Consider the following 23,217-nt stretch of genomic DNA (forward strand, 5'->3'; position numbering starts at 1 on the left):
TTATATAATGAAATTAATTCGATGGTGGGGACTTGCTGTATTTTTTTCGATCATATTATTGGTCGTCCTACTTTGGTATTTATTAGCTCCAAGAATCGTTGAAAGTAGCATAGAGCAACTAGGATCAGAAGCATTAGGGGCTAAAGTTGAAATAGATAGTGTCAATTTATCGCTATTTCCAATAGCGGTCACTTTAAAGCATTTAGTTGCTGCGGATCCTGATGCGCCAATGACTAATTTATTTGAATCTTCTGAGATAACATTTGCGGTAGATAGCGAGCGCTTATTATGGAAAAAGTTGATTATTGAAGAACTTGTCATTGATGGTGTTCAAACAGGGACAGCAAGAAAAACTAGCGGAGCATTAGAAGGAGGAAGAAAATCTGGAAAAGCTGTAGAGCAAGTGATTGAGATGGTTATTCCAGATGTAGAAAAAATAAATATTAAAGAGCTTGTTAATGATGCAGATTTAATCACATTAAAGAGAATTGAAAAATTAAAACAAGAACAATCAAAAGTACAAAGTGAATGGAAAAATGCATTAGATAAAGATGAACTTGAAAAAAGAACTGAAGAAATAAAAAAGGAATATAAGCGTCTCTCGGATAGAGCTAAAGAAAACAAATTAAACTTAATAAAAGATAGAAAAGATTGGAAGAAACTAAAAAAATTGATTGATGCTGAACGCAAACAAATTTCTGTCTTATCGGATAAGTTAAAGCAAGATAAAACTAAGCTAGCTGAACAATTGAAAGATGTTAAAAATGGCCCAAATGATGATTTAGATTTAATAATGGAAAAATTTGGTTTAGGTAATGGTATTGATGGATTAGTTGATAAATACTTAGGGCCACAATATACGCCTTGGGTGAAGCGTATTTTAGGGCTAGTTAAACAAGTGAAACCCGCCAATAGTGAACAGCAAGTTGATGAAGAAAAAGCTTATGTACAAGTAGGTAAAAAGGTTTATTTTAAAGATCAAAAAACATTTCCTGAACTATTAATTAAAAAAATTAAATTAAATGGTAGTGATAATGGACGGGTATTGGATGGCCGTGGATTTGACTTAGGTTATTTACCTTGGCTAACGGGTAAGCCTGCTAAATTAAACTTGAGATTTTCTGGTAATGGCCAAGCGAATATTGATGTGTCTAGCCATTGGCCTAGTGCAAAAGACATGCAGTCAAAATTAAACTCTCAAGTGGTTGCATGGCCAATTGATAAAATGCAGTTTATGCAAACAGATAAAGGTGATTGGACGATTGATTCAGGAACATTATCTGCCACAGTTAATGGCGAATTAACGTTACAAACAATCGATCTAAAAGCCATTTTTAGTATTCAATCTCCAAAACTGGTGTTTCCTAAAGGGCTATCTGACTGGCAAACAACATTAGCAAATAGTATCAATCAGCAGAAAAAAATAGATTTTAAATTAATAGCATCTGGTGATATAGAAAACCCAAAAATAACAGTAAGTTCTAGTATAGAAAAATTATTTCAACAAGCGATAGGTGAAAAAGTTAAGCAAAAAGCTCAAAAATTAACTGGCAAGGTTAAAGCTGCTATTACTGAAAAGATTGGAGATATTTCGGCATTAGAAAGCTTCGATGGTAACTTTGATAACTGGCAAAAGCAACTAGGCGATAATGATAAGTTATTAAAAGATATCTTAGGAAAAATCAATTAATGGTAATTGAAAGTAGATGCTAAAGATTAACTTTTAGCATCTACTGGTATGCTTAATTTTCTAAAATAGAAAATGGCGGTGGTAATATATAAACCTCAGATTCACAGATAAAATATGCTTCGATTTGAGCATGAACACTATGCCACATAATTCTAGCAAGTATTCCTAATGTTATTTTTTAATATTATTTTCTTCAGTGATATCCTGTATTTTTTATTCTTTGGAATGTAAGTAAATTGCGCTTGTGATTCTGGCGGTTGTGTTTTATAGAGTTTTGGTGATATCAATAACTTTGTTGTTATAGATTACTAATGATTTTTAAATGACGATTCCCTCATCGGGTTTTATAGTGATTTAGCTATATATCAGTTTCAAAACGCCAAACGTTGTATAGCGATTCACCTTTCTCATCAGAACATTTTGATTTCCTTTTTTATTGATTTTGTGCGACGGAAATATTTGATCGATTGCAAAGTTAAATAGTAAAGTATTCGTTTTGATAAAGTACTGTCAGTTTGCTAATAAAGTATATTTTTTATGGAGATTAGTATGCGTTATTTAGATTGAGCTTATAAAAAATTCATTAATAGTTTTAATTACTACTCGGAAAATACGGTTGAATTTCTACCATTTTTTTTTGCCTGATAAAGGTTTTTATCAGCGCGGCTTATTAGAGATTCTAATTTGTCTTGAGGTCTTATTTTTGTTCCACCAAAACTGACGGTGCAATGAATTGAATTTTCTTTAAATTGAAAGCTTGCCTCTTCAATTAAAATGCGAATTCTTTCTACGGTAGTCAGTATGTTTTTTTGTTCTCCATCAGTAAATACAATTGCAAACTCTTCTCCGCCAATTCGTGCAACAAAATCATAATCTCTTAATTGGTATAGGACTAGATTACACATTGATTGGAGAACTGAATCACCTGCTAAATGTCCATACTTATCATTAATCTTTTTAAAATGATCAACATCAAACAAGAAGAAAAAAAGTGATTGTTTATTCCTTTGTGCTTTGTTTATTTCTTTAGAGGTTCTTTCAATAAATGAGTGGCGATTAGGAATGCCTGTTAATTCATCGTGATAGGCCTTTTCAAATAATTTATCTTTAGTTAATCTAAGTTCTTGTTCTAACTTTTTTGTTTTGGTGATTTCTGTAAAGTGTAAATATAAAAACTTTCCACCAATGAGTTGTTCTGTTACTAATAACCAACGGCCATCTAACAAATCAATTTCAAATGAGCGAAAATTTTCTTTTCTACGCTTGGTTTGAGCTGTTTGTATCCAATCACTTATATCATCAGTCTCAATTCTAATGCCGCGATTTCTATGGAATGTCATTGTGACACATTCAGAAAATGTTTTATTAATAACTTTTTGAGGAGACGTGCTAAATAACATTTCAGCATAATTTTGATTACAATATATTAGAACATCATTTTCATCAAATATTGCATACCCATCATTGCTTTGAGCTACAAATATAGATAGTAACTGAGGAATATCAAAAGGATAGTTGTGATTTATGTCATTCATTACAGCTAGTTTCGTGATTCATAATATAGCCAGAATTTTTATTATTACAAACATTCTATAGATTTTCTTCAATAGATTATAGAGATAATTTATTTATTTTTAATAAAATTCAACTGATTATAGCTTATCGCATCTAAAATGAATTGTTTACGTAAATGTGGGGTTTCAAATTGATCTTCCTCAATAAAAGGAAGATTAGGGAAAGTTTCAATAAGCCTTTTAGCAAATATTCCTCGTCCCGTAGGTTCTATTCTTTCTTTAAAGTGGGTTTTTACTTTGGTTATTCCACAACTCGGAGACTTTGTTTTAAAAATATATCCACTAAGTTTTGATATCCAGGACATTTGTGAATCACAGCTATTGATTAATTGCCTTGTATAATCTATTGATAAGGTGGCCTCATCAAAACAGTATATATCGCCATTTTTTTCCACGAGCTGGATTTTGGGACGAGGAACGCCTAGTCCAATCTCTACTTCGGGACAAAATGCTATTAGTTTGAATGTCTCTTTTGGTAATTGGTTGATAGCTGCGCTATATTGGTGGTTTCCATCATATCTTACTTTATTACCGAGCAAGCAACTACTAACACCAATTAAAACTTTATTTTTTTTTGAACTCATTGCCTTGTTAATTCTGCTCGAGTTGGCTAATTAAGTTGTTACCATAGCTTTCTAGAGCAATAAGAATCTCTTGGTTATTATTTTTATCCTGTTTCAATAATGAAATTTTTTCAATGAAATTAGAATAAGTTAATGTGGAACCTGAATTTTCATCAAAATAATTATCTTTTTTAAATTGATTCCAACGCCTAATTTCTTCTGCCGATAAGCTGTCTGGTGCATTTCTTGCTCGATAACGAAACAGCATTTCGTTTAATCGTCCATCATCAAAGTTAAATGTATTATTGGCTAACTCTTCCCAATTACTTCGTCTTATTTTCTGCATTTTACTTTTATCAGAAGGTTTAAAAAAACCACCAGAGTAGAGAGCATGATCGGGGTTGTTTATTGGTTCATAAATATTATTTTGGTAGATCGTTATTAATTTTCCTTGGAGTATTTTTATTTGCTGTTTAAGCTTTTCAGCTTTTTTAAGGCAAGCTTCTAGATCAATATTTAAACGAGTTTGAGCTTTTTCATTAAGTACGCCTATTGGTGCAACTGCGGGACATTTGTTGTAATGTATTTCTTTAATTGGAATTCTGTTGATTCCAGGTGCTAGATCTTCAGTACGGGTAAATAAGCGAGATTCTATTGTTGCTTTATCTAGTTGAGAAATATCTTCATATGGCTTAGTTAAATCAATACAAATTACGCTATTTTTATTGATTGGGTGTGCAACGATTGGCATCATAACTGCGCAGTAGTTATGCTTTGCTCCAAGCATACCGGAGCAGTGAACGAATGGCTTTAGGGTTGATAGATTAATTTCTGCCATAACCCGCCGTTTATCTCTTAATTCAAACAGATATTCAAATAGTTTAGGCTGATGATGTTTAACAAGTTTAGCCATTTCAATGGTGGCATAAACATCTGCAAGTGCATCATGTGCATCAACATGCTTAATACCGTTTGCTACTGTAAGATGTTCTAAACGAAAACTAGGGTTTCCTTCATGGTTGAGTGGCCATTCAATACCTTCTGGTCTTAATGCATGAGTCATACGTAAAAGATCTAAGATATCCCATCTTGAGTTATTGTCTTGCCATTCTCTGGCGTAGGCATCATAAAAATTACGGTATAACCCGAAGCGAACAACCTCATCATCGAATCTAATATTATTATAACCAACGGCGCAAGTTTCTGGTGTTGATAACTCCATGTGTATTTGACGAAAAAAATCTCTTTCAGATATTCCTTGTTCAAGTGCTTGTTGTGGAGTGATCCCTGTTACAAGACAAGCTTCAGGATGCGGTAGAAAGTCATCTGCCGGTCGGCAAAAAATATTAAGTGGTTCGTCAATAATTTCAAAGTCAGAATTGGTTCTGATGCCTGCAAACTGTGAGGGTCTATCTTTGGCAGGGTTAACGCCGAAGGTTTCAAAATCAAACCAATAGAAAGAGTGCATAATGTTAAGTTTCCATTAACAGTAATTGATGAGTCGATGTTTATCAGAGCCTACAAATTATCTGGAAATCATTTGTTTGTCAAAACTCTATTTTGGGAAACACGATTAGCTTCGTTTACGGTAGAAAGGTAAACCAATATATTTCAATAGGGAATAAGTCAAAGAATTAGCTGGGACATATAGTGACTTTTTGCTCTAAAACCTCCCATTCATTTTTTATTTTTTGGTAAGTAACATAAACGCTACCACAATCATTAGTTAGTCTACGCCTTTTTGCTTTGGGAGGTATACACAAACCCAAATACTTATTGTTATAGGTAAACCAAAGTGATTTTTGTTCGGGTAATATAGCGAATTTTTGCTTATCTATTAATGCTTGTGTATCTATTTTGGGGGTAGATAGTAAATGCCAGTATTGATTAGCAAAGCCGGAACAAAAAAGGTGGTAGCTTTCTTGCTCGTTCAGTTGTTTTTTGGCTACACAGCTAATTAATAACAGAATACTTAGTAAAATAGAGAGGCGTAACATAAAGCCTTGTTAGATTGATGCAATTAGTTAACAGGATACAGTTATTTAGTAAATTCGACTAGATAATTAATCAATGAGTTTTCTTGAATTTTTACTAATACTGACATTATTTGAGGGGGGGTGGTTAAAATAGATAAAACAAGCACACGGTTAAGTGCTTGTTTTATCTTTAGACAAGTTATTCAAAAAATAGCTTCTTTCTTTTTTTAGGATGATTACCTATTTCGTTCATGGTTGCGCTGTTGTATAAACGTCCATTGATCATCACCATCGATACTTGATCGGTTTGGTAAATATTTTTTAAAGGATCACTATCTAATATCACCAGATCCGCTAGTTTATCAGCTTCTAAAGAGCCAATGTGCTTTTCCATGCCTAAGTATTTAGCACCGTCTAGAGTGGCTGCTCTAATCACATCGAGGGGTTTCATACCTCCTTGTGCAAACATCCACATTTCCCAGTGAGAACCAAGTCCTTCACGTTGGCCATGAGCTCCTAGCTGTACATTTACACCAATTGCTTGAAGTTCTGCTGCAACAGTCGCAACATTAAAGTGATTGTAATCTTCTTCTGGTGCTATTGTGCGTCGAATAGAACGGGGATAAAGAACCTTTTTAGGGACATACTTAGAGAGTATCGGATGTTTCCATACTTCGTTGTGTTGATACCAATAGTTCTCCCCCCAAATACCACCATAGGCGACAACTAAAGTTGGTGTGTAACCTGTTTGACTTTGAGACCATAACTGTTTGACGTCTTGGTAAATTTTAGCGGGTGGTATAGCATGTTCTATGCCTGTGTGCCCATCAACTATCATGGTTAAGTTGTGTTGGAAGGTAGAGCCACCTTCTGGCATGACCATCATCTGTGTCTGCCTGGCTGCTTCTAATACTTGTTGGCGTTGATCTCTTCTTGGCTGATTATAGCTTTTTACTGAAAAAGCACCTTGAGAATTGAGTCGTTTTAAGTGCTTAGTTGCATCTTCCAGGCTATTTATTTCGGCAGTAAAAAAGTGTTCTGCACCATATAGAATAGTACCAGTAGAAAATATTCGAGGAGCAACTAGTTTACCTGTTCGGGCAAGTTCTGCCGCAGAAAATATTTCAGCAGTATTGTTAGATGGGTCATGAATGGTTGTTACGCCAAAAGCTAGCGTTGCTAGGTTATACCAATTTTGCTGAGGGGTTAATTGGCTTCTGCCTTGGCGTCCATGCCAATGAACATCAATAATTCCAGGAATAATCGTTTTTCCCCTGACATCAATTTGTTTTGTATTATCGGGAACTTTTATTTCGCCCGTTTTTCCTATGGCTTTAATGCGATTGCCATTGATTAAAATATCACCTTGGGCAATCACTTGATCGCCATTCATGGTGATTATTTGTGCTCCGGTTAGTAATGTATTACCTCTTGGCTGATCGCTATTTACTGTAAACCCTAAGTTATTTATTTGAGGACTCAGTTCTTTAGCTAGCTCTTTCCATTTCACTGGAGAAGGGAGCTTTAGACTATAAAGAGAAGAACCAAGTGACCAATGGATGTTTTGGCTATTACTACTCCAAGAGATGTATTGGCCACCATCTGTACTGACTTTTAGCACAGGTAAGTTGCTGGCCTTGGGTGACAGCTCTATTGCTTTTGCTGCATTAGTAAAAGGAGTAACATATAATTGGTATCTTTCACGAAAAGCTAAGTATTGCTCATTAGGCGAAAGGCTAAACTCTGTTGCGAATTTGCTACTAGCATGAGTGATGGGATCTTTTCCATTTAAATCGACACTAGCCAATACGGTGCTTTTATCAGCACTACGAGATAAAAAGATTCGTTTGCCATCTTTAGAAAAGAATGGTGATGACCCACTGGTTGTTATTAATCGTGCTTTACCACCTTTACTATTGATAAGATAAACACCAGGATCATTGTTGTACACTGGCGTGGTAATTGTTCCACCAGTAATTTTTTGATAAACAACAGATTCTCCATCAGATGAAAACCTGGGAGATATATATTTACCTGGCTGTTTTGTTAATGAACTCCCTCTGCCTCCTTTAGCGCGAACTTTTTTAACTGCACCTTGCTGGATGTCGTTCCAGGTCGAATAGACAACCCATTTACCATCACTTGAAAAGGAAGGGTAAAATTCAAATTCGTCCTCTGCTTTTGTTAAACGTTTAGGTTTTCCATTGGGAAGGTTACGAGAATATAACTGGCCTAATGCTTGGAAAATGACCTGGTTACCTTTGGGGCTAACCTGAATCCAACGAAGCATTTTTGTTTCGAACTTATCTTGAGCAGGGTTAACTTGATGGGAAACTGCTTTGCGCATAGATTTAGTGGTTTTAACGTGAAACGGTATTTCGCTAGCAACTTGTGTTGTTGTGTTTAGACGATGAATTTTTCCTCCTGCCCAAAATACTAAGTCTTGGCTATCTGGTGTCCATGCTAAAGTTGGGTGAACACCGTGTATGGCCCAAGTTTCTTGCATATCACGATCAAGCTTTTGATAAATTGGAAATTCTTTACCTGTTTGTAGATCTTTTAAGAAAATACTGGACTGGTTTCTAATTCGGCGAACAAAAGCTAAGTATTTGCCGTCAGGAGAAGGAGTTGGCCTAACGCTCCCACCAAAACCAGAAACTTCTTTATGGATTTTGCCATTTTGTCTATTAATTGAAAATATCTCATAAATGGTTTGATTAGAGTCTTTGCTATATTCAAAATATTTTCCGGGGGTGGAATCGCGTGAAAAATAAACTTTTTCTCCTTTAGGAGAAAATACTGGTTCACCTAAGTCTTTTTGATCGTTGGGTCTTTTGTTGAGTTGTAATCCCTTACCACCTGCTATGTGATATAGCCAGATTTCACCTGCTCCTAAAGAGCGTCGTGAAGTGAAGTGTTTTCTGGCTGCTATATATTGACCATCAGGACTCCAACTAGGGCTATTTAGTAAACGGAACGATTCTTTCGTTATTTGGCGTGAATTAGTTCCATCACTATTCATTATCCATATATTATCGCCACCGCCGGCATCAGACGTGAAAGCAATTTGTTTACCATCGGGGCTAAATTGGGGCTGCATTTCCCAAGCAATCGAGTGTGTGAGCGCCTTCGCTTTACCGCCTTTAATCGGTAGGCTATATAAGTCTCCAAGTAGGTCAAAGACTAATGTTTTCCCATCTGGGCTAACCGCCACATTCATCCAGGTGCCTTCTGTTACATCGATATTGGCTTGGTATTTTTCACCTGGTGGGTTATTAACATCCCATTTGGTTTTTTCATCCTTTGGGTTGGCTTGTTCTGCATAGCTGAAATGACAAAAGAGTACTGCAACTAATACGAATATTAGATGTTTCATCGTACAAATCCCCTTGAGTTAGTTTTTAATGATTTATTATGGGTAGACTTTACTTGGTTTTTATGTGGAGATCTAATGTTCTGTGTGGGATATATCTATTCTTCTGGAAGATACTTGCATTTGTACTTAGACAATTGAACAGAACGAGGCATCATTGGTAGTAAATGATGGGGCTTAAAAGCGCTAGCGCTTAGGCATTTAAATTGTAAAATTTTATACAGGTTGGTTATTTGTTGCACCGATAACAAAAACTCAACAGTATAAAATGCCATTCAATTTATAAACTAGATAAATCAAGAATATCCCGCTGAGCCAAAGAAAAGCGCATTAGGTCAATTATTATTAACAATAGAATTTTCCACAAGAATTGATTGTGCTATTGTTAACTGATTGATTTAGATTAAAAATTTTTCAATCATATCGCAAATATGAATAACCACTCCACATCAAAGAAGCCAGTTGAGTTTTTTCTACCTGATTTTTGTCAAATTCAGTCGTTATTTCTGGTGCTTGTTATTGGAGAATTATTAGCGGTAATTTTTACTTTGCTCAATTTTAATGCTGATGCATCGTTGTGGCACTTATTAGGCTTTTACTCGATTTCTATACAAATGATCAGCTTAGTTTCTGTGACTATTCTTTGTTGGTTAAGACCTATACTGGCAAGGTATAACGATTGGATGTCAGGTGCTATCAGCTTGGTTATTATACTATTGGCAACTTTGTGCTTTAGTTTTGCAGTAATTCTATGGTATTGGGGGGCTACTATTGATTTATTGGAGGCAAATCAAGGGCATTTTGTACTTAGAAATTTACTGATAGCAGGTTTAATTGGTAGTGTTGCTTTGCGTTATTTTTATTTATTACAGCAATATCGAAAGCATTTAGTTTTAGAGTCTTCTGCAAGATTAGAAGCGCTGCAAGCTCGAATTCGCCCTCACTTTTTATTTAACAGTATGAATGTTATTGCTAGCTTAACACGAATTGATCCTGCTAAAGCCGAGGCTGCCATTGAAGATTTAAGTGATTTGTTTAGAGCAACATTAGAAAGTAAACAAGAGCTCATTCCTTTTTCTCAAGAACTAAAAAATGGTGAGCGTTATCTTGCAATTGAGAAACTACGTTTAGGTGAAAGGTTAACAATAAGTAAGAGAATTGACCCTCAGTCACTTAATATTTTATTACCGCCATTATCTGTTCAACCTCTTTTAGAAAATGCCGTTTATCATGGTATTCAAATGTTACCAGAAGGTGGAGAAGTTAGCATTAGTGCACATTGTAATGATGATAAACTAGAAATTGAAATAACTAATCCTAGAACAGAACAAAAAAATTATCATGGTAATGGGATTGCCATTAAGAATATTAGTCAGCGTTTGCAAATGATTTATTCTGGAAAAGCCTCATTGACGAGAGAAGTAACAGAAAATTTTTATCGAGTGATAATGTCAATCCCAATGAATAATCACTCTAATAATTAAAAATTGTTAAGGAATTATTATGAAAGTTTTAGTTGTTGATGATGAGCCTCTAGCCCAGCAAAGACTGCAACAGTTACTATCTGATATGGAACAAGTATCATCCGTGACATTAGCCAATAATGGGCAGCAAGCAATTGAAATAAGCCAACAAATTAAGCCTGATGTTGTTTTATTAGATATAAGAATGCCTGGTATTGATGGTTTAGAGACTGCACAGCATTTGAGTCGAATGGAGAAAGTGCCGGCTATTATTTTTACTACCGCTTATGATGAGTATGCTTTGGACGCTTTTAAAGTGCATGCTGTTGATTATTTGTTAAAGCCAGTACGAGAAGAAAAATTACGTGATTCGCTTGATAGAGCATGTCAGTTAAATAGGGCACAAATGAATGCGATTAAGTTACAGCCGAGTGGACGCCAAAATATTACGGCAAAGATTAGTGGTAATATTAAACTAATTTCTGTTGATGATATTTATTTTTTTCGTGCCGATCAAAAATATGTCACTGTTAAGTATGTTGGTGGTGAAACGATTATTGAAGATACGCTAAAAGATCTACAAAATGAATTTGAGACATTTTTTATTCGAGTTCATAGAAATGCATTAGTCGCTAAAAAGTTTATTGCAGGCATTCATAAAGACAATGATGGCCACTCTTATGTGACCATGCAAGGGTGTGATGAATTAGTTGAAATTAGTCGAAGGCATCTTTCGGCAGTAAAAAAACTAATCACAAGTATGTAAGTTGCTAACCAATGTTGTTTTAAGCCTTATTTTCAATTTTTTGAAATTTAGGTAATAAATCGGCAACCACTAAGTCTTCACTACCTTTAGGTAAAGCTAGGTTTTCAATATTAGTTTGGGGGCTAGCAAAAAGTTCTAAACCTTTTTGATAATAGATAGATGCCTGTTTATTATCGTCTAGGTGATGAAGGGTTTTAGCCATATAAAGATAAGCTTCTGCTGATGGCGATGTTTTTATTGAGGTCTCTAAAAACTGACGGGCTTTACCCCACAACTTTGCATTAAAAGCTAGTTTGCCCAGTGTTAAATAAATTTCTTCAGGTGGGGTGGGGGTCGCATTAAACCAGCTTTCTAAAAAGCTAAATTGTTTAGTCGAATTGGTGGCTGCTATTTTTCCATAAAGTTTTATCACTTCAGAATCGACTTGCTTTTTTATTATTGGTTTTAAAATATTTTCTGCCTCGTCCATTTGCTTAAAATTAATTAATAATTCTGCATAACTCATTAAGTTGGTTTTTGATTTTCTAAAGTGAGAGGGTAAGTTTAACCAGGTATCTTGTAAAGCTTCGACCTGTCCATCTTTGGTTTGTTTTCTTAATAAACCAGAAATAGCTTGATGTTCTATTGAAGTTAATGCTTCGGCTTCTAAGACGTTATATTTCTTTAAGTTAGGTAAAAGCAAGATTAGTTGCTCCCACTCTTGTAACAGACAAAATAAATTACATAATAATTTGAGTACATATGGGTGTTGTGGATTTTTAGCTTTTAACTCATTTAAACTCGCTAACGCTTGCTCATACTGCTTATGTTGGAGTTGCAATTGAGCTTGGGTTAAACCAATAGCTATTTTGGCCGCTGGTTCAGCTTGGTGTGCCAGTCTTAGATAAGAATCTCTACGCACAACCGCATTTTGATGTTGAGCAGCTTGTGCGGCAATTAAATAATTAATTAATTTAGTATCTGACTTTTTAGCCGCGTTAACCATTGCATCTTCGGAGTCCTTCCAGCGGCCTTCGGTAAATGCAAGCATGCCTTGAGTGGTTAACTTTCGTGCTTTGCGACCATGACGACCACTATGCCAATTTTTTACTCTGCCTGCGTTAGATAGTAATGATCTTACTAGTATAAATACTAGAATAGAAACACATAAAATGAGCAGGAGTAAACCAACTGCAACCCACAAGCGCATTTCATAGGTTGTTTTATCATAAGCAATGATGATAAAGCCTGGCAGGTTTTTGATCCAAGAACCTGCCAACCCACCTATGACAATAGCCAATAAAATGATTAACTTACTTTTCATGGTTGACTCTCCACAGGAATGTCGTCAACAGCCTGTTTTTCTGGTTGTTGTAACCATTGATATAAGCGTGTCTGGTTAATTGACTGGATTGTTTTTTTCGCTGATATTTGTTTGGGTAAATCAATATTTATTTGATTTTGTTTTAATTCCGAAAGCTGCTGTGTTAGCTGTTTGGTGAGTTCATCGGCTTTAAAGTATTCTTCGATTAATGTCTCTGCATTATTCAGACTCGTCTGATAAACCGTTTGCTCGCCTCTTAATAAAGCGATTTGCGCTTGTTGTAAAGCGAGTTGTATATTTGCGTTAAGGTTACCTCTTTGTTCGAGGCTCATTAACGGTTTTACTGGTTGATCATGAGGTGTGATGGTAACAAAGTCATCTAAGAACTTTTGATAAATCTGCTCCCAGGTAGAACTTTCTTGAGGTTTATCTGCTTGCTTAAGTCTGGTTTCAATGGGAGCAAATTCTAAAGCAATAATATTGAGTGAGGGAATTTGCTGTGTAATAGCATTAATTTGGGCGAAAATACCACTAATATCGGGCGCAATAACTAATTGCAAGTTAGCTATGTCTTGGGCTAATGCTTGACGCAATTCAATTAAACTATTATCACCAATTTCACTAACCTTCTCATCAGCCGTTTTAAGCAGTCCAATTGCAGTCAGTTTATCTTTTTCTAGGGTGATTTTATACTCAGCTAGCTTTATCAGATATTCTACTTCCGCTAGTAACCAGTCTTGCTGCTGACGTCCTGATAATTCGCGAATTTTCTCTTGTGTTGCGGTTAGAGACTGGCGTAACTGTTGAAGTAGCTGGGTTTGTTGATTAATGGTAGTTTGGCTATCTTTAGAAAACTGAAAACTATTATTGGCAACCTGGGTGGTTTTTTGGTTGGCTTGTTGTTGTGATTGAAGTTGCTCATTAATATTACTTTGAAGCTGCTGCCAATCTTGTTCTATTTGATGTTGATTATATATTGACCAGCCTATTGTTATTAGGGCTAAAATGACAAGAATACTGGCAATTATTGGCAATAATTTGATATTGCGCTGTTTTTTGGGGGCTTTCATTTTAGGAATTGGCTTAGACTCAAATAGTTTCTGAGGTTTCTCTTTTGGTCGATTAGCATGAGTATTAGCCTTTTCTTGCTTTGCAGATGAGCCGGATTGGTTAGTGTCCGTTGTTTTGTCGGCTTGCAATGCTTTGCTTTTAGAGGCTTTGATTTTCTCGCTTCCCTTCGATTGGTCTGGGGTTTGCTTGTCATCGCTCATGCAGTGGTATTCCTAAATTAATGTTTCGCTATTTAGCTGTTTGACGCATTGTAACAACTCAGATTCAGATGCGCCTGCTGATAAGGCAATAATTATAAATCCTTTTTGCCTTGCTTGTTTATCTAATCTTTGACTACTGAGAATGATTTTTGTTTGATGTAACGGTTTATCTGATAATCCCAATATGCGATAAAGGTTTTCGAGAGCTTGGTAACTAGTGATTATCCATACTGGATCGTGTACTTGAATCTCACTAATTTGGTGCTGAATCTGAAAGTCTGGAAGTTTACGTTGATAAACGTCCAACTCTGTGACTTTGGCGCCTCTGGCAATTAGTGTTTTTTGGATAAGGTTTCTGCCACCTACCCCTTTAACAATCAACCAGTTTTGTTGCTGAATGGATTGTAATTGAGGTAAATTGATTAATCCTTCAGAATTCATTTGCTCTGGGTATAATATTGCTGAGTTGGTTTTTTCTTTTAGGCATTTTGCAGTATTGTCACCAACAGCAATCAATTGAGTAGGCGGTAAACTGGCCTTTTGGTAAAAGTATCTAACAGCGTTACTGCTAATAAAAATAGCGCCATCTAACTGAGTGAATTCTGGTGCTTGGAAAGCAATAGGTGATAATTGAATAAGCGGTAAATGTGTAATAGGTAATTTATTTTTAGTTTCTTGCTTAAGTTTTTCTAATAAACTTGCAGCTTGACCTACAGGTCTGGTAATAATTAATTGATTTATTTTATTAGACACAGTTCTAAATCGTTAGTTATTGAAGTCGTCATTTTGTGAATAGTCTAGCAGATACGCTATATTAACCCTAATTTCTAATGGCTGATATGGTTAAGCTTATATTTTTGCGAAAAATGTGTCAGAAGAGATTTAATTTAAATATCCAATGAATTAATAGAGGCATTAATAGTGGAGTAAATGAATATGCAATTAACTGGAGAATGTTTTTGTGGTGAGATTAAATATCGAGTTGATGGAGCGCTCCGTGATGCTAGATCGTGTCATTGTTCTCGATGTAGGAAAGTTTTTAGTTCTCAAGCATCTGCTTATGCTGAAGTTGAACATACTCAATTTAATTGGATTTGTGGGCAAGCACTGTTATCGACATATTTGTCTAATCAGGAGTTTGGTTTACAATTTTGTAGTCGGTGTGGTTCTACTTTAGTTGGCATTTATAATGGTAATGTTCACGGTGTAACATTAGGTTGCATTAACGAAGATCCTAAAATAGAAATAGGTCGCCATATATTTGTTGGTTCGAAAGCATCATGGGAAATTTTGCCTGATAATATTATTCAATTTGAAGAGAATGTGCCTGAAAGCCAATGATAGACTAATGAAAAAACACCAACTTTAATTTCGGGTTAAAATAGGTTATTTGTCATGCTCAACTAGTGAATATACTTTAAATATTCGATAATTTTTTGCTACTTTTGATGCAGAAACGATATTCAGGTGAACCATATAGCCTTTCAGCGGAGGAGCTAATGAACAGTACAATGGTTACATCAGGTACTATGAGCAACAGAGAGGATCAGCTTGTTAAAGCTAAACTTGTTGAACGAGCGCCTAATCCTTCGGATGCAAGAGTTTATTGTATCACTAACGGCAGAAGGAAAAAGTCTTATTGTTCGGGGGGGCTAAGTGAGCTGGTGGATACTCAAAATTAGCTGACCTCCGCAGTATCAAAAGTTGAAAAAAAGCCTCTTTATTCAATATTAAAAAAGTACTCAATAAAATTGAGTTATTATAACGGTTCTGTTTATTGTCTAGTGCCAATGGAGTGATCAGTTTGAATTTTAGAAAAAGATTAACTGTCATTTTATTAACTTTGTTTTGTACGGTAGGCTTGGATCAAGTAACCAAGCTAATGGCGTTTAGGTTGTTAAAAGGCGTTGCTACTCAGTCCTATTTATACGATATTTTACGACTTGACTATACTGAAAATATTGGTGCATTTTTAGGTTTGGGTAATACTTTACCTGTAGAAGTTCGTTTTTGGGTCTTCACCGTAGTCGTTGGTATTGTTTTACTAGGAATATTGATTTATCTTTTATTAAGAAAAAAAATCGACATGGTTGAGTTAACATCGTTGTCTTTAATTTTAAGTGGTGGTATGAGTAATTTTTATGATCGTGCTTTTAATAGTGGGGCGGTAGTCGACTTTTTAAATATTGGAATAGGTTCATTGAGAACTGGTATTTTTAATATTGCAGATGTTGCCATTATGCTAGGGGCTATTATATTAATCATTTATAGTTTTAAGCAGCAAAGAGAAGTGTCATCTTAAATAATATAAAGTCTTAATTAAATTTTTTAAACTAAAAATTGAGCTAGTTTAAATGAACAAATTTCCTCCGATGAAGCAGCTTGAATTTGAAGAAAATCCGTGGCCTGATGTTCCTTATCTGATAATAAAACCAAACGAAGATACCGATAGATCTTGTTTAGTATCATTACTTGAGTTGACAGAGAATTTACCTGAGCTCTTTCAAAGCCATTCCGCTATTGATGAAGAAGAACCTTGGTTTGGTTGGGCCTTTGAGCGTTCAACAGGTTTACAAAGTGAGTTGTCTTTAATTAAAAGCATAATTCAAGATGAAAAGTCATGTGCTTTACTAGACACTTATGTTCAGCGAGTCATTACCTACTTCAAAGAGATTGGTACAGAATCTGGCTTTTATGTACATGAGGAAAAAGAAGCCGGATCTGATGCGATTTTATATTTGATGTATTCTAATCCTGAGAAGTATTTCCAACGTTATATTGAATATTTGCAAGTGATTGATTTGGAGCATACTGTCGCACAAGCTGATAATATTAATTTAATAAGAAAAATTATTACAGAAACTCAACTGACACAATTAAGAGAGGCTTTGAGTGTGCTTAACGGTAGAGAGTATATGCCAGATGTGTAATCTTTTTATATAAAATACATGAATAGTAATTGTAAAGGACATGAAGTTGAATTCAATAGAAATACAAGACGCATCAATTGATGATGCGTCAACAATCCTTAAAATTCAAAGAGAAGCTTATATTTCAGAAGCTGAATTACATAATGATTTTGATATACCGCCAATGACGCAAACTTTAGATGAATTAATCGCCGAGTTTGATAATAAAAAAATTATTAAAGTACTAATGAATGGTGAGTTAGTTGCAAGTGGACAGGCTAAATTTCATCATGGTACTTGTTTTATTGGGCGCATGGCTGTCAAGCCAGAGTTTAAAGGTAAAGGAATAGGTTCAAAGCTGTTAGCTTGCTTAGAGACATCTTATACTGATGCTACTCGGGCAGAGCTTTTCACAGGGATTAATAGTCTGGTAAATTTAGGGATGTATAAGCGCCGAGGTTATAGTGAGTTCAAGCAAGAACAACTTGGTAAGACAACGGTAGTATTTTTAGAAAAAAATTTATAATTCTTTTTCAAGTATGACGATATTATAAGTCTATAAAAAACATTAAATGACTCAGTCGATAATCATTATAATTTTTTAAAATTTAATTATGTAAAATATTATAATGATTATCGATAAAGAACGTTGTTAATGTGCGCCTATGTCCTTTAATATTTTGTCAGCGCCAGCGGCTAAAAGTTGTTCTGCAATTTGAACTCCAAGCGCTTCAGCTTGATCAATTGGACCATTAACTTGTCGTTGAATAATGTGTTTGCCATCCATTGAGCCAACTAAAGCATCAATTATAATTTGATCATTTTTTATTTGTGAAAATGCGCCAATGGGGACCTGACAGCCACCTTGAAGTCTATTGTTGACGGCTCGTTCAGCGCTGACCCGAATAGCTGTTTCTGTATGGTTTAAAGGAGCCAATAATTTTTGAGTGACTGTATCATCAAGACGACACTCTATGCCTACCGCTCCTTGCCCGCCAGCTGGCAAAATAAAGTCAGCTGGAATTTTTTGCGCGATTCTAGATGGCATTTTTAATCTTAATAAACCAGCTGTGGCTAAAATAATAGCGTCATATTGACCCTCATCGAGTTTACCCAAGCGAGTACCTAAATTACCTCGTAGATCTGCTATTTTTAAGTCTGGTCTGTAAGCTTTTAATTGGCATTGGCGTCTTAAACTTGAGGTCCCAACTATCGCACCTGCTGGTAGTTTATCAATTGTTTGGTAATTGTTAGATACGAAAGCATCTAACGGATCTTCCCGTTGACAGATAACTGGTAGGCCTAGTCCGTCAGGAAATTCCATTGGTACATCTTTCATGGAATGAACGGCTATATCGGCTCGCCCCTCTAACATGGCAACTTCTAACTCTTTGACAAATAAGCCCTTACCGCCAATTTTGGCTAGAGGAGTATCTAAAATTTTATCACCTTTGGTCGACATGGGAACGAGTTCTACTTCTAACTCTGGGTGAAATCGCTCTAATTCAGCTTTAACAAATTCGGCTTGCCAAAGAGCTAGAGGGCTTTTACGAGTAGCGATTCTAATCATAGGAACTCTATTTTATTCATTATTTGTGTCAATTGAGCGAGATTCTACCATTGCTGCGGTTCTGGGGAAATGATAGAGATCATTTGGTATTATTTAAGTTTATGTGTGCTAGTTCACAGTAAAAAGCTTGCTTAATAAAATACGTTACTTTAACCTCCGTAACAAACAGGTACGACCTCTATTTTTTATTCATTTATTATTCACAAGGAGCTTACAGTGGCCAATAGTCATTATTATCTCAAGGTTACGTCCCATTTCATCACTCATTAAATAATGAGGGTTATCAACTCTACACCAAGCCCGAAGTGTTAGATTATTTAAATCGGAACATTCAAGATGATTACACCAGCTTAAGCTTTTTTAAAAAACTGCTTTTACTACGCGGTAATCCTCGTAATCAAGATGCAGGCCAGCATAAAGCCAAAGTCAGCCGATTTAGAATGCACGCCATTGATGGTATTTTGGTGGATTATAAAATTGAATCGGGTTGTGTTTGTATTGATAAAATTCAATATAATCCTCAGGCTAAAAACAACATGAGTTGCCTGGGTTGCATTTGGTTAAGAAAAAGGGAAATGAATGGGAGATTGCAAAGAAATATGTCAAAAAAGTACAAACTGAACATATGGCCGTTAATGGGCAAAGTAATAACCGTAAAGATGCTACTCTTTTAATGCCGATTCATATACAAGATGCCTATGGTGAGCATATTCAGGAGTTCACTCTGTTTCATAATCCCACAGTAAATGTTTTAGGCGATACTTTTGAGTCATTTAGAGATAAAATGGGCGGCAAGCTGACCAACCGAATGACCAAACATTTTGCGAAGGTATTAGAGGATTGCCAGACTCGAAAGCATGCGGTTAAAACCGTCGCCCATAGCCAAGGAGCCATTATTTATAGCCAAGGGGTGAACTATCATAATCAAACCAAAGGCACGCCGTTGGATCAACACACGGTTTATTTCCAGGCGCCGGGGGCTAATATGGCAGTCACTAAAAGAATATTAGCCAAGGCGGGCGTTAAATTGCATAAAGAAGGGGTTAAAGCCAACCCGTTCGATGCGGTGCCTCAGGTGATTGGTATGAATGCCATTACCGATATGAAAGATTTAAGCTTAAAAAATATCGGGCGCTTGTTGGTTATGCCACTGGCGGTTTGCCCGGGATTAGTGCCGCTGTCTTTTAGTAATCCCCAGCTTAGTCCGCACACTCAACCTTATCCGGGCATGAAGCAATATGGAAAGCGTATGGGACATGGTTTAAAGGGGGTTGCCTTAAGCGTATTTAAACGAGCTATGGGAAAAAGATAATGTTTGGTCCGTTATTTTACAGCCAGAAAAATCCAAAAGGTCCAAATTTAAAACACTTGGAAAATTTAACCTTTGATCTATCCGGTAATCAACTGAGCTTTTCCGTGCCTTATGGTAACTGGAGTCAGTTACCCGATCCGCAAGGGAAAGTTTATTTAAAAACTAATTTGTATGACACCAATCAATTTGAGCGGTTTGATGCTGACAACTGGTATACTAATCGACTGATTTTTGAACGACATTTCAGTTATGGCAGTTTTAACCATCCTCGTTTAGGGGGGGGCGTCTACTTATTCAATTGGATAAGCTAGATAATTTGACATCTAATTTATTGGTACCGAATGTATTTAAGACCTTTGTGAAGAAAAAAACGGAATATGAGTGTGAGCAATCGAATAAGACGCAAGAGGATGAGTTTTTAAAGATACACCCTTCAGAAACTTATGAGTTCTCTCGTGTTGGCTATGAAGACTTTTTAGTTTATGAAATTAATTATCAGTTAAGTCCTTATTCCCACTATGCCATTGCTTTAACACCAGAGCATTGTATTAGTTTTGGCTTTTTATACTCGGTAATCGATAGTAACGAGCCTTGGTACTTAATGGCTAAACAATTGGAAAAGCAAATCATGGCCTCAGTTAAGTTAGCATTAACGCCCAGCTTTGAGCAGGAAAGAGCCAAGGCGCTTGCGGGGGAGTAACCAGCATAATGTTTGGTCCATTATTTCATAGCCAGAAAAATCCTAAGGGACCAAACTTAAAAAGGTTGGAGAAACTGGTTTTTGATTTATCGGGCAATCAACTGTCTTTTTCGGTGCCTTATGGTAACTGGTTTCAAATGCCTGAACCTCAGGGAGAAATATTTACCAAAACTAATTTGTTTGATCTTTCTCAATTCGAGAGATATAAAGTAAAAGATAAATATACAAATAAAATGATTTTTAACCGCCACTTCAGTTATTCATGTTTCAATCATTCAAGTATAGGAAGTTTTAGACTAATAGTTATTGTTAATAAACTAGACGATTTGAAAGATGGTTTGTTTAATCCTCAGTATTTTCATGAAGTGGTAAAAAAACAAAATGAGCTTTCATGCCAACTTTCTAATGAAGACGTTGATAATGAGTTTTTAAAAATACTGCCTGCAAAGAGTTATCAATTTATTACACTAAATGAAAAGTTTTTAAATTATGAAATGAGTTATCAATATAGTCCTTATATTAATTATTCCATTCCTCTAACTTCTGAGCATTATATTAGATTTGGATTTCGCTATTTAACTCATCTAAATAACAATGAACCTTGTTTTTTGAAAGCTAGAAAACTGGAAACGCAAATTATGGAATCTGTTAAGTTAGAGCTAACGCCCAGTTTTGAGCAAGAAAGAATCATTGCTATTTCTGAATAAATTGATTACTTTTAAACAAAATATCATATGAATGAGCTGCTAGGGTGACAATATAATCAAAAGTGGCTAGCATTAGTTGAAATAAATTAATCATGGAGAGGGGAGTATGCAAAGTAATGATAATTATTTTTCCAATGAAAAACTAAATTTTGTACTGGCTATTTGTGCAATTTTAATATCCGCAGCATCTTTCTATGCAACCTATTTGCAAGCAAAGTCATCAGAACAACAAGTAAAGGCTATGACCTATCCAATGATTCAGTTTTTACATGGCAATTATGATACTGAAAGCGAAGAAAAACGGTTAACTTTTACTTTAAAAAATGCTGGTGTTGGTCCAGCGTTAGTTAAATCAGTGAGTTATGAATATCAAGGAAAGAGTTATTCGAGTATGAACGCGTATTTAAAAGCTTGCTGTGAATTAGCGTATCAGGAATTGCTCAATACAGTAAAAGATCAAAAAACAGCTATCAGTGGTGCACAATTGACTTCTGCACAAATTAATAATCGTGTATTTCCTGCGGCAGAAGAAGTGAATTTTTTGAGTATAAACTATGATCCAATGAATGAAAAACTTTGGTATCAGCTAAATAAAGAACGCTGGAAATTAAACTTAACTGTTTGTTATTGCTCTTTACTCGATAATTGCTACTTAGCTAAAGGAAAAGGCGATATTATTAATGTTTCAGCCTGTCCAACCCAATAATCATTTAACTTACTAGAATAAAAAGTATATTAAACTACCAATTAGCACTCCACTCCAAATGAATATGACAGTACAAAAACCCATAATTTGACGAATATTTAAACCAGCAATGCCAAGTAAAGGTAGCGCCCAAAATGGTTGAATCATATTGGTCCAGGCATCACCCCAGGCAACTGCCATTGCTGCTTGATGAATGGGGACCGATAAGTCTGTTGCTGCAGGTATTACAATTGGCGCTTGAACGGCCCATTGGCCCCCTCCAGATGGAACAAAAAAATTAACTATACCAGCACTTAAAAAGGTGAGTACAGGGAATGAATCTTGGGTTGATATTTGTACAAACCAATGACTGATAGAGTCCGCTAAGCCCGATTGAACCATCATCCCCATTAACCCTGCATAAATAGGAAACTGTAGAATTATTCCGCTAGATCCAGAGATAGCTTGTTTAAAAGCAGTTAAAAAGTTATAAGGATTAACATGAAAGATTAGAGCTAAAGTTAAAAGCACTAAATTGATGATATTGAGGTTTAACCCTTTACCACTAGAGAAGTAATTAAATAAAAACAGGCTGCATAACAAAAATAAACATAGACTAATGATAGGATTATGTTCTAATTTTTCGGCTGGAGACAATTGTTGTTTATCGATTTCTTGATTACATTCTTTTTCTTCAAATTGAACTATGCCACTTTTAGGTAGCATTAATAAATTAATGATTGGTAAGCTAATCAATAAAGCAGCAACAATGATTAAATTTTCAATGGAAAAAATAGTCAGTGAAACATCTATCACCTGTCCATTCAATAATGAATTAAGAGAATCTTGAGTGGGGGAGGCAAGCTTTAATGGAATTGAACCAGATAAACCACCGTGCCAAACTAAAAAGCCACTATAAGCTGATGCGATAAGTAATGGAAAATGAACTTGTTTAACTTGAGAGGCAACCTTTCTGGCAACTAATGCACCAACCACTAATCCAAAACCCCAATTGATCCAAGCGGCAATAATTGAAATAAATGTGACTAGTATAACTGCTTGTGCAGGTGTATTAACTAAAGAAGCTAATTTAGCCAATAATATTTGAATGGGTTGGCTCATTGCCAACGTATGTCCTAATACAAGTATTAATACCATCTGCATTGAAAAGCTGAGCAGTTTCCATAATCCGTCTCCCCAGTGATTAGTCATTTCTATAATTGATTGATCTTGAAATGCTACGCCAGAAAAAAATACAATTAATGAAAGAATGATGGCAAATAAAAATGCGTCGGGTAACCAACGTTGCATGATTCGGCTAAAAAAAGAAGCGCAAGTTTGTATCATTATTATTT

Annotated in this window: 23 protein-coding genes; 13 read left to right on the plus strand and 10 right to left on the minus strand. The window is 35.5% G+C overall.

The genetic code is table 11. The features are described 5' to 3' along the window. The first annotated feature begins 7 nt into the window (after positions 1 to 7). Positions 8 to 1,690, plus strand: coding sequence for a TIGR03545 family protein (locus ACT5E3_RS01110; protein ID WP_444996481.1), 1,683 nt, complete (start codon positions 8 to 10; stop codon positions 1,688 to 1,690). 599 nt (positions 1,691 to 2,289) lie between these two features. Here the strand turns inward: ACT5E3_RS01110 and ACT5E3_RS01115 are convergent. The 5 genes from ACT5E3_RS01115 to ACT5E3_RS01135 form a co-directional block, all read right to left on the minus strand. Beyond that, positions 2,290 to 3,225 (minus strand): diguanylate cyclase, encoded by a 936-nt coding sequence (locus ACT5E3_RS01115; protein ID WP_444996482.1) that lies wholly within the window; start codon positions 3,223 to 3,225, stop codon positions 2,290 to 2,292. Positions 3,226 to 3,314: 89 nt separating this feature from the next. Beyond that, positions 3,315 to 3,848 carry a DUF523 domain-containing protein gene (locus ACT5E3_RS01120; RefSeq protein ID WP_444996483.1) on the minus strand — a complete coding sequence of 178 codons (534 nt, stop codon included), beginning with the start codon at positions 3,846 to 3,848 and terminating at the stop codon, positions 3,315 to 3,317. Positions 3,849 to 3,855: 7 nt separating this feature from the next. After that, positions 3,856 to 5,295: an exodeoxyribonuclease I gene (gene sbcB, locus ACT5E3_RS01125; protein ID WP_444996484.1), complete on the minus strand. Its 1,440-nt coding sequence runs from the start codon at positions 5,293 to 5,295 to the stop codon at positions 3,856 to 3,858. A 166-nt stretch (positions 5,296 to 5,461) separates the two neighbouring features. Further along, entirely contained in the window at positions 5,462 to 5,824 is a 363-nt protein-coding gene (locus ACT5E3_RS01130; protein WP_444996485.1) for a hypothetical protein, read from the minus strand. Positions 5,825 to 6,002: 178 nt separating this feature from the next. Next, positions 6,003 to 9,179, minus strand: a complete 3,177-nt coding sequence (locus ACT5E3_RS01135; protein ID WP_444996486.1) for an amidohydrolase family protein — start codon at positions 9,177 to 9,179, stop codon at positions 6,003 to 6,005. Between the two features lie 428 nt (positions 9,180 to 9,607). On the opposite strand from ACT5E3_RS01135, the gene ACT5E3_RS01140 reads away from it, so the two are divergent. Both ACT5E3_RS01140 and ACT5E3_RS01145 read left to right on the plus strand, forming a co-directional pair. Beyond that, complete coding sequence (locus ACT5E3_RS01140) at positions 9,608 to 10,660, plus strand: sensor histidine kinase (protein ID WP_444996487.1); 1,053 nt, start codon at positions 9,608 to 9,610, stop codon at positions 10,658 to 10,660. 19 nt (positions 10,661 to 10,679) lie between these two features. Beyond that, complete coding sequence (locus tag ACT5E3_RS01145; protein WP_444996488.1) at positions 10,680 to 11,405, plus strand: LytR/AlgR family response regulator transcription factor; 726 nt, start codon at positions 10,680 to 10,682, stop codon at positions 11,403 to 11,405. A 19-nt stretch (positions 11,406 to 11,424) separates the two neighbouring features. On the opposite strand, the gene ACT5E3_RS01150 is transcribed toward ACT5E3_RS01145, so the two are convergent. From ACT5E3_RS01150 to ACT5E3_RS01160, 3 genes are read right to left on the minus strand one after another with little or no spacing between them, the layout of a single operon-like run. Then, positions 11,425 to 12,708: a heme biosynthesis HemY N-terminal domain-containing protein gene (locus tag ACT5E3_RS01150; protein ID WP_444996489.1), complete on the minus strand. Its 1,284-nt coding sequence runs from the start codon at positions 12,706 to 12,708 to the stop codon at positions 11,425 to 11,427. After that, the gene (locus ACT5E3_RS01155) at positions 12,705 to 13,979 is read right to left on the minus strand and encodes a uroporphyrinogen-III C-methyltransferase (protein ID WP_444996490.1); all 1,275 of its coding nucleotides are present in this window, start codon (positions 13,977 to 13,979) and stop codon (positions 12,705 to 12,707) included. The genes ACT5E3_RS01150 and ACT5E3_RS01155 overlap by 4 nt, the downstream gene beginning before the upstream one ends. Before the next feature lie 12 nt (positions 13,980 to 13,991). Continuing rightward, positions 13,992 to 14,732, minus strand: a complete 741-nt coding sequence (locus ACT5E3_RS01160) for a uroporphyrinogen-III synthase (protein ID WP_444996491.1) — start codon at positions 14,730 to 14,732, stop codon at positions 13,992 to 13,994. Positions 14,733 to 14,915: 183 nt separating this feature from the next. Here ACT5E3_RS01160 and ACT5E3_RS01165 point away from each other — a divergent pair, with 183 nt between their 5' ends. From ACT5E3_RS01165 to ACT5E3_RS01185, 5 genes are all read left to right on the plus strand, one after another. Next, positions 14,916 to 15,320: a GFA family protein gene (locus tag ACT5E3_RS01165; protein WP_444996492.1), complete on the plus strand. Its 405-nt coding sequence runs from the start codon at positions 14,916 to 14,918 to the stop codon at positions 15,318 to 15,320. 158 nt (positions 15,321 to 15,478) lie between these two features. Next, positions 15,479 to 15,661 carry a hypothetical protein gene (locus tag ACT5E3_RS01170; protein WP_444996493.1) on the plus strand — a complete coding sequence of 61 codons (183 nt, stop codon included), beginning with the start codon at positions 15,479 to 15,481 and terminating at the stop codon, positions 15,659 to 15,661. A 122-nt stretch (positions 15,662 to 15,783) separates the two neighbouring features. Next, complete coding sequence (gene lspA, locus ACT5E3_RS01175; protein WP_444996494.1) at positions 15,784 to 16,281, plus strand: signal peptidase II; 498 nt, start codon at positions 15,784 to 15,786, stop codon at positions 16,279 to 16,281. Positions 16,282 to 16,333: 52 nt separating this feature from the next. Next, the gene (locus ACT5E3_RS01180; RefSeq protein WP_444996495.1) at positions 16,334 to 16,909 is read left to right on the plus strand and encodes a hypothetical protein; all 576 of its coding nucleotides are present in this window, start codon (positions 16,334 to 16,336) and stop codon (positions 16,907 to 16,909) included. A 46-nt stretch (positions 16,910 to 16,955) separates the two neighbouring features. After that, positions 16,956 to 17,414 (plus strand): GNAT family N-acetyltransferase, encoded by a 459-nt coding sequence (locus ACT5E3_RS01185; protein ID WP_444996496.1) that lies wholly within the window; start codon positions 16,956 to 16,958, stop codon positions 17,412 to 17,414. Positions 17,415 to 17,540: 126 nt separating this feature from the next. Here the strand turns inward: ACT5E3_RS01185 and hemC are convergent, their stop codons facing one another. After that, complete coding sequence (gene hemC / locus ACT5E3_RS01190) at positions 17,541 to 18,458, minus strand: hydroxymethylbilane synthase (protein WP_444996497.1); 918 nt, start codon at positions 18,456 to 18,458, stop codon at positions 17,541 to 17,543. A 556-nt stretch (positions 18,459 to 19,014) separates the two neighbouring features. Here hemC and ACT5E3_RS01195 point away from each other — a divergent pair. The 5 genes from ACT5E3_RS01195 (at position 19,015) to ACT5E3_RS01215 (ending at position 21,883) form a co-directional block, all read left to right on the plus strand. Then, complete coding sequence (locus ACT5E3_RS01195) at positions 19,015 to 19,770, plus strand: hypothetical protein (protein ID WP_444996498.1); 756 nt, start codon at positions 19,015 to 19,017, stop codon at positions 19,768 to 19,770. Further along, the gene (locus ACT5E3_RS01200; protein WP_444996499.1) at positions 19,770 to 20,081 is read left to right on the plus strand and encodes a hypothetical protein; all 312 of its coding nucleotides are present in this window, start codon (positions 19,770 to 19,772) and stop codon (positions 20,079 to 20,081) included. The genes ACT5E3_RS01195 and ACT5E3_RS01200 overlap by 1 nt, the downstream gene beginning before the upstream one ends. A gap of 47 nt (positions 20,082 to 20,128) precedes the next feature. Then, the gene (locus ACT5E3_RS01205; RefSeq protein ID WP_444996500.1) at positions 20,129 to 20,470 is read left to right on the plus strand and encodes a hypothetical protein; all 342 of its coding nucleotides are present in this window, start codon (positions 20,129 to 20,131) and stop codon (positions 20,468 to 20,470) included. An 8-nt stretch (positions 20,471 to 20,478) separates the two neighbouring features. Beyond that, complete coding sequence (locus tag ACT5E3_RS01210; RefSeq protein WP_444996501.1) at positions 20,479 to 21,177, plus strand: hypothetical protein; 699 nt, start codon at positions 20,479 to 20,481, stop codon at positions 21,175 to 21,177. Positions 21,178 to 21,283: 106 nt separating this feature from the next. Further along, complete coding sequence (locus tag ACT5E3_RS01215; RefSeq protein WP_444996502.1) at positions 21,284 to 21,883, plus strand: hypothetical protein; 600 nt, start codon at positions 21,284 to 21,286, stop codon at positions 21,881 to 21,883. Between the two features lie 12 nt (positions 21,884 to 21,895). Here the strand turns inward: ACT5E3_RS01215 and ACT5E3_RS01220 are convergent, their stop codons facing one another. After that, on the minus strand, positions 21,896 to 23,209 hold the full coding sequence (locus ACT5E3_RS01220; protein ID WP_444996503.1) for a short-chain fatty acid transporter: 1,314 nt from the start codon (positions 23,207 to 23,209) through the stop codon (positions 21,896 to 21,898). Positions 23,210 to 23,217 lie beyond the last annotated feature (8 nt).

The organism is Aliikangiella litoralis (assembly GCF_052495765.1).